Origin of the sequence: Draconibacterium sp. (genome assembly GCF_041583095.1) — a bacterium.
Classification (GTDB): domain Bacteria; phylum Bacteroidota; class Bacteroidia; order Bacteroidales; family Prolixibacteraceae; genus Draconibacterium.
Genome location: NZ_JBFHGM010000111.1, coordinates 1 through 15,139, shown reverse-complemented (window position 1 = coordinate 15,139; position 15,139 = coordinate 1). Strand labels below are relative to the sequence as shown.

Sequence of the window (15,139 nt, the reverse complement as noted above, 5' to 3'; positions counted from 1 at the left end):
GTATTGTCGTCCTGAACTTCAATTTTTACCTCCACCATTTTTTCGGGCAGAAGCGATTCGATCATTTCCGGCCATTCAATCAGGCAGTAGTTTCCGCTGTAGATGTAGTCTTCGTAGCCCAGGTCGTAAGCTTCTTCAATATCTTTTATCCGGTAAAAATCGAAATGAAAAATTGAATCAAAATCAGCAGTGTTGTATTCGTTTATCAGTGCAAAAGTAGGACTGGTAACGTTGTCGTCCGATCCGAGTGCACGGCAAACCGACTGGATGAAAGTTGTTTTTCCTGCACCCATTTTGCCGTAAAATGCAAAAACGCGGTCGTCGCTAAATGCTGTAATTAGCTCCTTTGCAGCAATATCGAGATCGTCGGGCGAATTGATTTTTTTTGAATACATTTTTTCTACAATTTTTGCAATTATACAAAAAGCACCACATATTTTGTATCCCATGAGATAAAATGCGATAAAAATCAGGGAAATGCATGGGTATAAGGGGGTTGTTTTTCATTAAAATGTTTTAATTTTGGCAAATATCATTAATGAAAAATGCACCCGGCGAATTTGTAAAGCGATAGATTTAAAAGGTGGTTTTCAAACGATTCGATTTAAATAATTTAAAACTAAAAATATGAATATTCCAGCTGATTTGAAATATACGCAAGACCACGAATGGGTACGCGTTGAGGGAGATGTAGCTGTTGTAGGTGTTACCGATTTTGCCCAGGGAGAACTGGGTGATGTTGTGTTTGTTGAAATTGAAACTGAAGGTGAAACACTGGATAAAGGTGAAACTTTTGGTACAGTTGAGGCAGTGAAAACCGTTTCTGACCTGTTTATGCCAGTTGGAGGTGAAGTTGCCGAGTTTAACGAAGACCTGGCCGACGACCCTGAATTGGTAAACAAAGATCCTTACGGAAAAGGATGGATGATTAAAATAAAAGTTGCAGACGCAGCTGAGTTGGACGACCTGATGGACGCTGACGCTTACAAAGCAATGATTGAAGCTTAAGAGATTCTACAGCATAAGTAAATGCCTCATCGTTTTCGGTGGGGCATTTTTTTGTGGCATAGTTTGATGAAACCCATCTGTCACATTCAGGCAGCTTGTCAATGAAATATGGAACCCTTCCTAAGATTTAATTCTGTCCGCCATAATTCGATGAAAGCTTCTTTTGGGTTTTGTTTAGCCTTTCATCAACCGGTGAAAGCTGGTAAGAATTTAGTCATACACTTTCATTATCGGATGAAAGACTGTAAATAGTATATTTCTTCATTTCATCAACCGATGTTAGCTTGTTGAAATGCACAAAAAAGCCGGAATCAAAATGATCCCGGCTCTTTATATTGTTTTTCGAATTAATTATACCGATGTGAATTCAAATTAAACTTTTCAATCGGCATTAACCATTGTAATTTCAGCCTTTCGCTTAAGGCTCATGCTGAAAACAATTGGTATTATCCGCATTTCGAGCATCCGCAAGAGAGGCAGGTTAAACAGCCTTCCTGGTAAACTACTTCGTCCGATCCACATTCGCCACACTTTGCATCATCGGCGATTGTTCCGTCAGGAATGTATTTTTTTAGTGCACGTGCAACACCCGCTTTCCACGAGTTAATGGTATCATTATCCAGTTGCAGACTGGTTACCAGCTCAACAATTTTATGAATTGGCATACCGTGGCGCAAGGTTCCCGAAATTAATTTGGCGTAGTTCCAGTATACAGGATTGAATTTGTGCGACAATCCTTCAATCGTGGTTTTGTAGCCACGTTTGTTCGCATATTGGAAATCGTAACGCGAATCTTCGCCTTCCCAGCTTTTAATGATATTACCTTTTGTTATCGAGCGAGGCAGCAGAATTCCGTCTTCGTCGTCGTGCAAACCGGTGAAAATTTCATAAGGTCTGCCATCCATTAAGCCGATAAACGCAATCCACTTCTCTTTGTTGTTTTGGAAACGTACTACATCGGCTTCCAGTTTTTCAGGGCGTTTCAGCGGGAATGAGCCGTCTTCTGTTTTTTTCTTGTTATCGTCGTTCGAAATAAGCACACCCGAGCGTGATCCGTCGCGATAAACAGTAACACCTTTACATCCGCTTTTCCACGCTTCGAAATACAAGTCGCCAACCAGCTCTTCTTTTACATCGGCAGGCAGGTTAATGGTAACCGAAATCGAGTGGTCAACCCATTTCTGGATTCTTCCCTGCATACGCACTTTATTCAGCCAGTCAACATCGTTTGATGTAGCTTTGTAATAAGGCGACTCTTTTACCATTTTATCCAGGTCTTCCTGCGAATATTCAACAGAGGTATCATAACCATTCGCTTTCATCCATGTTTTAAAATGGTGATGGAAAACGGTGTACTCTTCCCACGAGTCGCCAACTTCGTCAATAAAATCAACACGAACATTTTTGTCGTTTGGATTTACTTTGCGGCGGCGTTTGTATACCGGAAGGAAAACCGGCTCGATACCTGATGTTGTTTGTGTCATCAGGCTGGTTGTTCCGGTTGGAGCAATGGTTAGCAGCGCAATATTCCGACGGCCGTATTTTGCCATTTTTTGATAAAGCGCCTCATCAGCATTTTTAAGACGGTTGATAAGCGGATTGTTCTTTTCGCGCTCGGCATCGTAAATGGTAAAGGCTCCACGGTCTTTTGCCAGGTATACCGACGAACGGTAAGCTTCAATGGCAATTGTTTTATGAATTTCTTCCGAGAAATCAGTTGCATTGTCACTTCCGTAGCGTAATCCTAATGCAGCCAGCATATCACCTTCGGCAGTAATACCAATTCCGGTACGGCGGCCTTCTTTGGCTTTCATACGAATGCTTTCCCAAAGATTTCTCTCGGTGAATTTAATTTCTTCAGCTTCCGGATCTTCCTCAACTTTTTCTAAAATGGCATCAATTTTTTCCAGCTCAAGATCGATAATGTCGTCCATAATACGTTGTGCGTAATGGATGTGTTCTTTAAACAATTCGAAATTGAACTTTGCTTCTTTGGTAAATGGATTTTCTACGTACGAATACAAGTTGATGGCTAACAGGCGGCAGCTATCGTAAGGACATAACGGAATTTCTCCACAAGGGTTGGTAGAAACCGTGCGGTAACCCAGGTCGGCGTAACAATCAGGTACCGATTCTTTAATAATGGTATCCCAGAAAAGAATTCCCGGCTCTGCTGATTTCCAGGCATTTTTTACAATTTTTTTCCAGATTTTACCGGCATCGGTGTTTTTGGTGTACTGCGCTTTTCCGTTAATCGGGTATTGCTGCGTATAAGGAGTTCCCGATTCAACAGCCTGCATAAAATCATCCTGGATTTTTACCGATACGTTGGCGCCGGTTACTTTGCCCTGTTCCATTTTGGCGTCGATAAAACTTTCCGAGTCGGGATGTTTAATCGATACCGAAAGCATCAATGCACCACGGCGTCCGTCCTGGGCTACTTCGCGTGTTGAGTTGGAGTAGCGCTCCATAAACGGAACAATACCGGTTGATGTTAATGCCGAGTTCTTTACCGGAGAACCTTTTGGGCGGATGTGCGACAAGTCGTGTCCCACACCTCCGCGGCGTTTCATCAATTGCACCTGTTCCTGGTCAATTTTCATAATGCCACCATACGAATCCGAGTCACCGTCGTTTCCAACTACAAAACAGTTGGATAGTGATGCGATTTGATAATCGTTTCCAATACCGGTCATTGGCCCTCCCTGCGGAACAATGTATTTGAAATCTTTAAGGACGCTGTAGATTTCATCTTCGGTTAATGGATTAGGGTAACGTTCTTCAATGCGTGCGATTTCTTTTGCAAGGCGTTTGTGCATATCGTCCGGTGTTAGCTCAAAAATATTTCCGAACGAATCTTTAAGGGCGTACTTATTCACCCAAACTCTTGCTGCCAAATCGTCTCCTCTGAAGTACTCTAGCGAGGCTTTTACTGCTTCTTCCTGAGAGTAAATTTTTTTGCCCGCGGGGGCTTTTACAGATACTTCGTTTACTGCCATTTTTTTTCTGTAAGTGTATTAAAAGTTATAAGAATGTATATTCGATTTTCTTAGATGTCAATCACAACAAATTGTGTAATGCAAGATAGGACAGAAATCAAATATTTGGAATTTATTTGGGAGTTAATTAAGTAAAAGTTATCAACTTTAATTTGTTATGAATCAGATAGGCAGTTAGTTATATATTTAATAGTTAAAAAAAGTTTACCAAAACTGAAAATTATTATTAGCCGATGAAGAATTTTGTTAACGGAATATTACTTGGAAAAATTCAATTTCTCGAAGAATAATTTGCTAACAAAAAGCGTGCAGTTTTTCACTTTTTGTTAAAAACTTTATTTATGATAAGTGTTGTTGAACCCACATTTTTTTCTACATATTTTTTGCAGATTTCAGAGGCATTTTTCAGGTTGTTGTTGTTATTCAAAAGCTTACTCAGCGTGGCTTCCAATTCTGTAAAATTTTGGATAGGGAAGGCGCCTTTTTCGTTAACCAGGTCGACGGCTTCTTTAAATTTTAAATAGTTTGGCCCGAACAAAACAGGCAGCTTAAAAGTCGCCGCTTCCAGGATATTGTGAATGCCTACGCCGAAGCCACCGCCTATGTACGCTATGTTTCCGTACTGGTACAACGACGATAGAATACCTATGGAATCAATTATTAACACATCGTAGCTGTCGATGTCTGAAATATCGGCTTTGCTGAAACAAATGGCCGGTTTTTTTAACAATTCCAGAATTCTGTTGATATTTGCCGGTGCAACCTCGTGTGGAGCAATTATAAACTTTACATCGCTGCTGTTGTTAATAAACGCTGCAAGCAGCTCCTCATCGGGCTTCCAGGTACTTCCGGCAATCAGGGTTACATTTTTGCCTTTGAATTTTTCCACAATTTCGAACTTTTTTGCACAACGGGCAATTTCGGCCACCCGATCGAAACGGGTATCACCCGAAACAGTATAGTGTTTGATGCCGGCCTGTTCAAGCAATTGGGCCGAAGTGTCGTTCTGTATAAAAATATGTTCGAAGCTGTGCAGCATGTTCCGGTACCATTTTCCCCAGGGCGTTGATTTAAAAAACTGCTGGTTCTCGCGAAAAATGGCTGAGATAATATATAGCGGAATTTGCTGACGTTTGAGTTCCGTAATGTAGTTGTACCAGAATTCGTATTTCACAAAGAATACTTTTTCGGGGCGAATTACACGGATAAACTCCTCCGCATTCTTTTTGGTGTCCATGGGTAAATATGCCACAATATCAGCGCCTTCGTAGTTCTTCCGAATCTCGTATCCCGATGGCGAAAAGAAAGTGAGTATGATCTTGTATTGCGGGTATTGCTTTTTAATTTCCTCCAATATCGGCCGGCCTTGCTCAAACTCGCCCAGTGATGCGCAATGAAACCATATGTATGAGGCCTCCTTGTCGATTGCCGTACCGATTTTCTTTTTCCAGTTTTTGCGCCCGGCAACAAACAGTTTTGCCTTCTCGTTAAACAAGGCCGCAACACGGATGAAAAATCCGTAAAATAAAATTCCAAGGTTGTAAAGTAAGCTCATCGTTTTCTGAATTATTGTTGCTTTCGGTTGCTTAAATATTCGTAGATCGTTACGTTTATAAGTAGTAGTAGAAACAAGTACCCGATCTTTTCAACAGGAACGCCAAACAGGGCTAATCCCATCGTATGGGCCGAATCGTAAACAATTGCCGGAAGCGAATTTAAAAGTGCCGAGACAATTAAAAAGGGGATTAATGAGATGGCCACCGTCAGGTAAAATTTGGTGTAATATTTTCTGAAACGGTTGCGAAAAACGGTGTAACCCAGGTAAATTGCCGACAGGAAGAACGTAAAGAAGCTAAACATCCGGGTGCGGAAAACATAGGCTAAAACTCCTGTAACAAGCAAAAGCACAAGGCTGATAATCACAAAAACATTGGGCTTGTCAAAATCCTCGAAACGAATTTTCAGCCACTCGTAAATATAAATGGATGACAGCGGGATGATTAAAAATGCGAGCCACTCTTCAATTGGTAGCCGAAGCAGCTCGATTCCGGTAAAGTAATCCGGATTAAACGTCCAGATGCTCATTTGTGTAAACCGGAGGTCCCACATAACAAAAATGGCTCCGGCAAAAATTACGGCAGGCAAAATATACTTTAGCCTGAAAACAAACCGCACCTTTTTTTGGAAGCTGAGTGCCACCGGAATTACCAGGTAGATCAGCAATAACAACAGGTACGACAGGTTTTGAATCTCCATTTTTCTGAATTTTGAGCAAAGGTATTGGATTTGTCGTAAAAATAAAGGCGCAACGACCATTTTGTCGCAGCGCCTTTTATCTTAAATAAACTCTGCTTTTCTAGAATTTAACTTTTGCTTTTTTCGCCGGATCTTCTTCGGGCGAAATGAAACTCATTTTAAATGCATAACTGTATTCTTTGTCGGTAAGGCGGTACTCGTCATGTGTCCAGGCACCCCAGCTGTCGTCGCCGCCAACACCCATTTGTTTGTAATCGATATTAACCGAAGTCAGCTCGCGTGGTTTAACGTCGTTTATGTGGCGGTTGATCACTTCAACGCCTTCTACCTGACGGCCATCGGTACGCTCTGCACTTTCAAAATCTTCCATAATATTGTGGTGTGCGCTAATTTCCAGTAATGGCAATCCGGCGAATAGCAGTCCGTTTCCGGCGTTGTCGGTAATGGTTACCCAACGCACATCGGTTTTGTTTCCGTTTTCCTGCGGACGAAGATATGCCCAGTACTGATCGGCAACGCTGCCGCTGTACAAGCCTACAAAAGCACCTGTTTTTCTGTCCCAGTATGATTCCTGCGGACCGCGTCCGAACCAACTCATCTGGTCGAATTTGCGTGGCATTACGAGGTTCATACCCATGCGAACGATTTCCGGTAGATCGTCTTTTGTCATTTTGAAGTTGTTTTCAGCCACAATATCTCCTGTGCCGTAAACCGTGTAAATCGATTTGTACGAAGCAATTTTTTCTTTGTCCTCGTTTACAAGGTCAAAGTTGAAAACTACCTCTACTGTGTTATTGCTTAATGCTTTTACTGCAACATCGGCCACCTCGCGGTTTTCACCTGCTTTACGCCATACCCGGCTTCGTTTGTACAGGTTGTTACCAAAGTCGTTGTCGATTGGTGCACGCCAGAAATTTGGAACCGGGCCGCTGATCAATAGTTCAGTGTCACCTTTTTTGAGGCTTGAAATAATACCGGTTTTCTTGTCGAAAGTTACCGAGAATCCTTCTCCCGATACGGTTGCTGTTTCAGCTGTTTCTTCCAGTTTTACATCCGGCATTTGAGGAATTTTGTATTCCAGTGTCATTGGCACAACAAACGGAATTTCAAACTGCTCTTCGGCCAAAATCCAACCGGCTTCAACAAGGCTCCAGTCTTCTTTTAATTTTGCATGAACATTCAGGAAATATTCAACACCGGCTTCCGGTTTTACTTTAAAACCGATAGTAACTTTTTTGCTTTCGCCCGGAGCTAAATCAATGCTACCCAGGTCGCCACTGTCAACCACTTTTCCATCGGCAGTTACTTCCCAAACAAAGTCGAAAGCCGACAGATTCATAAATGCATATTTGTTCTCAATCGAAATAATGCCTTTTTTCAGGTCAACCGCATCGAAACCAATGTGCTGGTACACTTTCTTCACCTCAAGCAGGTGAGGTTTTACGGCACGGTCGGGATCAACCAAACCGTTGTTGCAGAAGTTGCCATCAGAAGGAACCGTGTCGGGGCCGAAGTCGCCACCGTAAGCCCAGAATCCTTCTCCGGCATCGTTGGTGGTCCACAAGCCCTGGTCTACCCAGTCCCAGATAAATCCACCTTGCAGCACATCGTATTTTTCAATCAGATCCCAGTAATCCTGCAGGTTTCCAACACTGTTACCCATGGCGTGTGCATACTCACACTGAATTAATGGTTTATCGGCTTTTTCTTTGGCAAAACGTTCCATGCCTTCCATGCGCATATACATCGGGCAGTTGATATCGGTGTTTGCTCCGCCGTGAGCCTGTTCGTATTGTACCGGGCGTGTGTCGTCTGCCGATTTCAGGAAATCGTAAGTAGCCATAAAGTTCACACCGTTTCCGGCTTCGTTGCCCAAACTCCAGATTACCACACAAGGTTGGTTTTTGTCGCGTTCAAACATATTTTTTGTACGGTACAAATGCGCCGCTTTCCATGCTTCGTTTTTGGCCAGCGATTCGGCGCCGTAACCCATTCCGTGCGATTCGATATTGGCTTCGTCAACAATGTACAAACCATATTTATTACACAGCTCGTACCACAATTCCGGTTGCGGATAGTGCGATGTGCGAACGGCATTCAGGTTATTCTCCTTCATGGTTTTAATATCCAGCAACATCGTTTCTTTATCCTGAACGTGGCCGGTTTTGTCGTTGTGTTCGTGCAGATTCGCTCCTTTAATGTAGACGTATTTTCCATTTACACGAAGGGTTGCATCGATAATCTCAATACGGCGGAAACCAACATCCTGACGAATGACTTCAACAAGGTCTTCTCCGTTTTTCAGCGTAATTACCAGTTCGTAAAGATTTGGAATTTCAGCCGACCATTGTTTTACATCTGGAATCTCAGCTTCAAAATTCACTGCTATTCCATCGGTAGTTTCCGAGAATTCTTTTACAACGTTTCCGTTTTCAGAAAGAATAGCTTCAACGGTTAAATTTCCGCTGTTGGCCAATTCCACATCCAGTGTAAACAAGCCGTTTGTGTATGTGTCATCCAACGATGAGCCAACACGGAAATCTTTTAGTGCTTGTTGGCCACGAGCAATAAGGTACGCGTCGCGGGTGATTCCGCTTAAACGCCAGAAATCCTGATCTTCCAGGTACGAAGCATCGCTCCAGCGGAAAACCTCAACGGCCATTGTGTTTTCTCCGGGCACCAAATATCTGGTAATGTTGAACTCGGCAGGTGTTTTGCTGTCTTCGCTGTAGCCTACATATTGTTCGTTCACCCAAAGGTTCATATTCGACGAAACCGCGCCAAAATGTGCAATTATTTCGCTACCATCCCATTCGGCAGGAACTTCGAAAGTACGTTTGTATGATCCTACGGGGTTGTAATGCTCCTGAATTAACGGAGGAGTTTGAGCATGCGGGTATTTTACGTTGGTGTAAATCGGGTAATCAAAACCAACCACTTCCCAGTTGGCAGGTACCTGAATTTCGTCCCACTCGCGGGTGTCAAAATCATTTTTGAAAAACCAAAACGGGCGTTCCGACGGATTTTGTGCCAGGTGAAACTGCCATGTTCCGTTTAGCGATTTTAGTAATGGCGATTGCCACTTGTCTTCGGTTCGGGCTTGCTCAACAGACGCAAAAGGAATAAAGTGAGCATGTGGCTCGGCTTTGTTTACCTGGTAAATTCCCGGATCTTCCCAGGGTTTTGGGCTGGGCTCATCAAACGGAACATTGGAATAGTCGGTGTAATTGTTACACGAAACCAATGCAATTAGTGCGATTGAAAAGAAAGTTAATGTCAATAAAGTTCTTCGTATCATAGTATGGTAATTAAATGTTTTCTATTTAAAGTGACGACAAATATAAAATTTGCACCTACTTCTTACTATAACAAAACAATCAAAAACCTGTAACAAAACGATCAAAAATCAGAATAAATCATTATTTGAACTGTGCAGAGATGTTGTAAGGGATTATTTTGAAGTATTTTTCTGTTTGGATTATTGGTTGTCAAACCTCTTCGCCACTTCTTGAATTCATTCAAATACAGTTGTTTGTTAAAACTGATGGGCAAATATTAAATCTGACTTGTATCCGGCCGAAAACAAAAAGAATATTTTTTAGTTTGTTATTTTTCCGGATAAAGCGATCTCTGCAACAATTTTCAGAATCTGCTTGGTAGTAAAAGTCTATTTCTTGGGATATATTTTTGATATAGCCCATTTCCATACAAGAATAGAGAAACCCGTATACTGATCATATACGGGTTTGTTTTTATATAGTCGATCGACATTTTGTGCTCAGTTACGAAAAAAGCTTTTCCACTTTTTGTTTTACCTCTTCTTCGTTCGGATTGATGTCGAAAACGATTTCAGGTTTTAAGTAGAACAGCTCATTTTCGGCTTTGAATTTTTCTTCGCCTCCACCGGTTATATTCAGCATGATGAGGTCATCTTTCTTAACGGTTCCGTCTTTAACCGCCTCAATTAAAGTCGCAGTAGCAATGGCCGATGCCGGATGAATATCATTGCCTTCTGTTTTTAGGAACAATTCGCCCGCATGGGCAGCTTGTTCGTTTGATGCCAGCAATACTTCGCCGCCAGCATCTTTCATCGCGTCAAATAATCCTCCGGCAATTGGGTATGGAGGTTTACGGTTCGATAAAACTTTGGCAACAATTGCTTCCACCTGCTCGCGAGCCAGGTTATCATCCAACGATAGCATGGCACGTGAGTCCGCTTTCCAGGCATCGTGAATAGGTGTAAACGGCGTATTCTGCGAAACCATCAGTTTCATTTTTTTGTTGCCAAATCGTCCGTCTTCTATCAAACGCAGATTAGCTTCCCAGGCTGCAATGGCTCCGGTTCCGCTACCAATAGCCTGAAAATAGTAATCAGGAATTTCTCCAATGGTTGTAGTTGCCGAAAGCATTGTAGTTGCCATTCCGTCGCGGCGGGCAACGTTTTTAGCACCTCCTTCAGCCACAAAACCTTCCATCCCTGCAACGATGTTCGACAGGTGAATGGCATCGAAATAATCACTGCCCGATTTGCTGCAAATCAGTTTTACGCAATCGTTAATCGGGGCGTCGAACCAAAGTGCACCGATATTATCTTCGGGTACACAGATTAGAAGTGGAATATTGTTTTCAGAACAAACTCTTGCAAAAGCACGTGAAGTATTTCCGGCCGAAGCCACCACCAGGGTTTGTTTCATGTCTTCGGTCATTCGGCCGCAAACCGAGTAAGCTTCGGTTTCTTTAAACGAGGCTGTTTTCATGTTTGTGCCTTTTTCGGGCCAGTAGCCGCTAAAGGTGATCCAAAGATTTTCGAGACCCAGTTCTTTTGCCAAACCCTCGCTTTTGTATGTCACCGGAGCCGACGAACCTTCCAGCATTCTGCCAATTGGTAACCAGTCGGCAAATTTGTACAAGCCCCATGAGTCGTCTTTTACGTCAATCTGTTTTTTATCGTAAATAGCACGAATTAATGTTGGTTCGGCCTCGCCCGGAGCATCCAGCATCCAGCCTTCATCTTTAAACTCCTTGCCTGTTTTAAACGATTTCAGGATGTATTTTGTGGGCGAAAAATCTTTGCTCATTCTACGTCTGTTTTATTTTAAGAAGGACAAATGTAGAAAATGCAGACATAAAACAAGCGAAAAATGTTAATTCTTAAAGTCTGAATAATAAACTTATTGGTAACTTTAGGCAATTCAACAAAACCTAATACTGTGAAAAAACTATTCCTGTTTCTGAATCTTCTTTTCGGTTTTACTTTTGTATCTGAAGCAAAAATTTATCCAACACAACTTACTTGCGAATACCTTAATAACCCCGCGGTTGTAGATGTGCCTCAGCCGCGTTTGGCATGGATAAATGTAGCCGATGAAAGGGAAAGAGGACAGGTTCAAACGGCCTTTCAGATTCGGGTGGCAACCACAAAAAATCTACTTTCAAATCCCGATTTATGGGACAGTAAAAAGGTTGAAAGTATGGCCTCAACTCGTGTTAACTACGATGGAAAGAAACTGAATTCAAGGCAGGATTGCTGGTGGCAGGTGCGTGTTTGGGATAAAAATGATGAAGTTTCGGAATGGAGCGAGCCTGCATTCTGGCACATGGGATTACTTAACGAAAGTGATTGGCAGGCAAAATGGATCGGTGCGCCCTGGCAGGGCGAGGAAGCTCTGCCAAAACCGAACTCACCGGCTGTAGATTTGCCGGAACAATTACCTCCACCTGCACCAATATTTCGGAAAGAATTTAAGGCCACAAAACAGGTGAAGAAAGCTGTGGCTTACGTTACCGGGCTTGGCTATTTTGAGCTTTATCTGAATGGTGAAAAAGTTGGCGACGATGTGTTGGTTCCCAATCAAACCAATTATGGGAAGCGCCCGGCACTCACGCAACAATACATTCCACTGGACGATAATTTCCGGGAATACAAAGTGATGTACCTGGCTTATGATATTTCGGATCAACTGGTTTCCAGCGCAAATGCTTTTGGGGCGATTCTTGGAAACGGGTTTTATAATCCGGCCAAACATTGGGCTTTAGGTTATGGTTCTCCGCGTTTGTTGTTGCAGGTTCATGTAACTTACAATGATGGTACCGAGGATGTAATCGTGAGCGATGAAAGCTGGAAGGTAGCCAAAAGCCCGATATTAATGGATATGGTTTATTACGGCGAACATTACGATGCGCGTTTGGAACAAAACGGTTGGTGCTCGCCGGGTTTTAACGACTCGGCATGGGAAAGTGCTGTTTTAAGAAAAGCTCCCGAAGGCAAGTTGACGGCACATACCGCTCACCCTGACAAAGTTTACGAAATGCTTCAGCCCATAAGGATAGAGAAAATGTACAACGGGAATTATAAAGTTGATTTTGGTGTCGAAATTTCGGGCTGGGTGCGGCTGAAAAATGTGGAGGGCTCTGAGGGGCATAAAGTGGAGATCAAATACCTGTCGAATACCTTCTCGGGCGATAATTCGTACATTTTTAAAGGCGTTGGTAAAGAAAATTATGCAGCCCGTTTTAACTGGTTTGTTTTCCGCGAAGTGGAAATTGTAAACTGGCCGGGTGTGCTGGAACCCGAAAATATATGTGCTGAGGCGATAAATACCTACATCGAAGAATCGGCCCGTTTCGAAACATCAAATCCGCTTTTTAATGAAGTGAATAAGATTTGGAAACGCAGCCAGACCGATAATATGCACGGCGGAATTGCCAGCGATTGCCCGCACCGCGAACGCTCGCCATACACCGGAGATGGGCAGGTGGCGTGTGTTACCGTGATGCATAATTTCGATGCACAAAACTTTTACTACAAATGGATTCAGGATATTATCGGCGCTCAAAATGTTGAAACCGGTTATGTACCAAATGGCGCACCGTGGCAGCCGGGTTGTGGTGGCGGAGTTGCCTGGGGAGCAGCAGTAAATATTATGCCCTGGGAGTTTTATGTGCATTACGGCGCTGTGGATATACTGGAAGAAGCTTATGAGCCGATGAAAGAATATGTGCGCTACATGCAAACCTGGGTGGATGCTGAAGGAATAATGAACTCGCAACGAGTTGGTCTTGACGGCAATGTTTTGAAGTGGTTTAATCTGGGAGAATGGGTCACAGCCGGCGAGCTTCCGGCCGATAGCCTGGTGCATACTTTCTATTTTTGGCGCTGCGCCGATATTACAGCCAAAGCGGCTGAAGCACTGGGAAAGAGAAAAGAAGCAAAAAAGTATACTAAGCTGGCAGAAGCCACAAAAAAAGCATTTCACCAGCGGTTTTACGATGTGGAAAGAGGAACTTACGGAAACTCGGGAGCCAATATTTTTGCGTTGAAAATGGGTGTTCCCGAAGCTGAATATGAACGTGTGATAAAGGCGCTGAAGGAAAACATAAAAAAGAACAAGGGGCATTTGGATACCGGAATATTTGGTACGCAGTTTTTCTTTGAAGTGCTAACAGAAAATGGTATGCACGACCTGGCTTACGAAGCTATGAATAAAAAAGAGGAGCCCGGTTACGGCCGCTGGCTGGTGCTTGGAGCTACTACCAGTTGGGAGCATTGGGATACCGGTGGCTCGCACAATCACCCGATGTTTGGCGGTGGTTTGGTTTGGTTGTATCGTCAGTTGGCTGGTATGCAGGCCGATGAAAAAGATCCTGGTTATCGACATATTATTTTTCATCCGCAGCCGGTTGATGAAATGGAATTTGCCAAATATTACAACAAAACACCTTACGGAAAAGCCGGAATAAAATGGGAGCAGAAGGAGGGGAAATTGAATGTTGATATTACGGTTCCGGTTGGATGCACAGCAACCATGATTTTACCCGGAGAGGATTTTCTTGCCGATGGGAAAAAGTTGGTTGAGAACGCTGATGTGAAGGTCATATCGCAAGCCCAAAACGAACTGGTGCTGGAAGTTGGATCGGGTACTTATAATTTTAGCAATTAGTAAAACAAAATCGCCTTATGAACTGGAAAAAACTCATCATTACAATTTTTAGAACTGCCATAGGCTGGCACTTTTTGTACGAAGGAGTTGCAAAACTAGCTGATGGAAACTGGAGTGCGGCGGGATATTTATCGAGCTCAACAGGGCCATTGTCCGGTTTGTACCAGTGGATGGGCAGTTTCGAAGGTATTATGAATGTGGTAGATCCGCTGAATATAGCTGCCTTAATTATCATCGGATTGGGACTCACATTGGGTTTGGCAATTCGGGTTTCTGCTGTTTCGGGCATTGTTTTACTGTTGCTGTACTATTTTGCACATCCGCCGTTTGGTGGTTCATTATTGGCCAATACAGAAGGAAGTTTGTACATCGTAAACAAAAATGTGATCGAAGCGCTGGCATTGCTCGTGTTGCTTGTTTTGAAAGAGAAAGGCTGGGGATTGTATGCACTTTTAATTTTTCCGAAGAAGAAAGAACCGGGTGAAGAATCACCTGCTGTAAAATCCCGTAGGGAGGCTTTGAAAAACCTGGCAACGATTCCTGCTTTAGGCTTTTTGGGTTTGGGTGCTTTTAACGAAACACAAAAATATGGTGTAGATACGCTTTCGGGGGCCACAATAAAAGTTGGCGGAGCCGATATAAAAGACTTAAAAGGAGAACTTCCGAAAGGCAAGATCGGGCCGCACGAAATCAGCCGATTGGTGGCCGGAGGAAACCTGATCGGAGGTTGGGCGCATTCGCGTGATTTGCATTATGTGCCTTCGCTTTTCAGGGCTTACAACACCGAAAAGAAGATTTTTGAAACACTTATGTTGGCTGAGGAAGCCGGAATTAATACCATCAATATTGGTTTTCCGACAAATGCCACCATGCAGAAATATAAGAAGCTAACCGGAAGTAAAATTAAAGTGATTACGCAGGTGCACCCCGATGCTG

The 15,139-nt window shown here is 43.1% G+C and carries 9 protein-coding genes; 3 read left to right on the top strand and 6 right to left on the bottom strand.

Annotated elements, in window-relative coordinates:
- On the bottom strand, positions 1-395 hold a 395-nt coding region (tsaE, locus tag ABZB17_RS11770; protein ID WP_372650460.1), incomplete at its 3' end, for a tRNA (adenosine(37)-N6)-threonylcarbamoyltransferase complex ATPase subunit type 1 TsaE.
- Positions 396-627: 232 nt separating this feature from the next.
- Between tsaE and gcvH the strand changes: the two genes are divergently transcribed.
- Positions 628-1,008, top strand: coding sequence for a glycine cleavage system protein GcvH (gcvH, locus tag ABZB17_RS11765; RefSeq protein ID WP_045025531.1), 381 nt, complete (start codon positions 628-630; stop codon positions 1,006-1,008).
- A gap of 446 nt (positions 1,009-1,454) precedes the next feature.
- Here the strand turns inward: gcvH and ABZB17_RS11760 are convergent, their stop codons facing one another.
- The 5 genes from ABZB17_RS11760 to ABZB17_RS11740 form a co-directional block, all read right to left on the bottom strand.
- On the bottom strand, positions 1,455-4,007 hold the full coding sequence (locus tag ABZB17_RS11760; protein ID WP_372650458.1) for an adenosylcobalamin-dependent ribonucleoside-diphosphate reductase: 2,553 nt from the start codon (positions 4,005-4,007) through the stop codon (positions 1,455-1,457).
- A 316-nt stretch (positions 4,008-4,323) separates the two neighbouring features.
- A complete protein-coding gene (locus ABZB17_RS11755) occupies positions 4,324-5,562 on the bottom strand; it encodes a 3-deoxy-D-manno-octulosonic acid transferase (protein ID WP_372650456.1) in 1,239 nt (412 codons plus the stop codon).
- Positions 5,563-5,573: 11 nt separating this feature from the next.
- Positions 5,574-6,263, bottom strand: coding sequence for a lycopene cyclase domain-containing protein (locus ABZB17_RS11750; RefSeq protein ID WP_372650454.1), 690 nt, complete (start codon positions 6,261-6,263; stop codon positions 5,574-5,576).
- Between the two features lie 100 nt (positions 6,264-6,363).
- Complete coding sequence (locus ABZB17_RS11745) at positions 6,364-9,561, bottom strand: glycoside hydrolase family 2 TIM barrel-domain containing protein (RefSeq protein WP_372650452.1); 3,198 nt, start codon at positions 9,559-9,561, stop codon at positions 6,364-6,366.
- 484 nt (positions 9,562-10,045) lie between these two features.
- Complete coding sequence (locus ABZB17_RS11740) at positions 10,046-11,341, bottom strand: cysteate synthase (RefSeq protein WP_372650450.1); 1,296 nt, start codon at positions 11,339-11,341, stop codon at positions 10,046-10,048.
- A 132-nt stretch (positions 11,342-11,473) separates the two neighbouring features.
- Here ABZB17_RS11740 and ABZB17_RS11735 point away from each other — a divergent pair, with 132 nt between their 5' ends.
- Together ABZB17_RS11735 and ABZB17_RS11730 are read left to right on the top strand one after the other, a co-directional pair.
- Positions 11,474-14,203, top strand: a complete 2,730-nt coding sequence (locus ABZB17_RS11735; RefSeq protein ID WP_372650448.1) for a family 78 glycoside hydrolase catalytic domain — start codon at positions 11,474-11,476, stop codon at positions 14,201-14,203.
- Positions 14,204-14,220: 17 nt separating this feature from the next.
- Positions 14,221-15,139 (top strand): DoxX family membrane protein (locus tag ABZB17_RS11730; RefSeq protein WP_372650446.1); only part of this gene is annotated, 919 nt, incomplete at its 3' end.

What these genes read in the sequence shown, in the direction of transcription:
- gcvH (WP_045025531.1), top strand. Translation starts at nt 628, where the DNA reads ATGAATATTCCAGCTGATTTGAAATATACGCAAGACCACGAATGGGTA.
- ABZB17_RS11760 (WP_372650458.1), bottom strand. Translation starts at nt 4,007, where the DNA reads ATGGCAGTAAACGAAGTATCTGTAAAAGCCCCCGCGGGCAAAAAAATT.
- ABZB17_RS11755 (WP_372650456.1), bottom strand. Translation starts at nt 5,562, where the DNA reads ATGAGCTTACTTTACAACCTTGGAATTTTATTTTACGGATTTTTCATC.
- ABZB17_RS11750 (WP_372650454.1), bottom strand. Translation starts at nt 6,263, where the DNA reads ATGGAGATTCAAAACCTGTCGTACCTGTTGTTATTGCTGATCTACCTG.
- ABZB17_RS11745 (WP_372650452.1), bottom strand. Translation starts at nt 9,561, where the DNA reads ATGATACGAAGAACTTTATTGACATTAACTTTCTTTTCAATCGCACTA.
- ABZB17_RS11740 (WP_372650450.1), bottom strand. Translation starts at nt 11,341, where the DNA reads ATGAGCAAAGATTTTTCGCCCACAAAATACATCCTGAAATCGTTTAAA.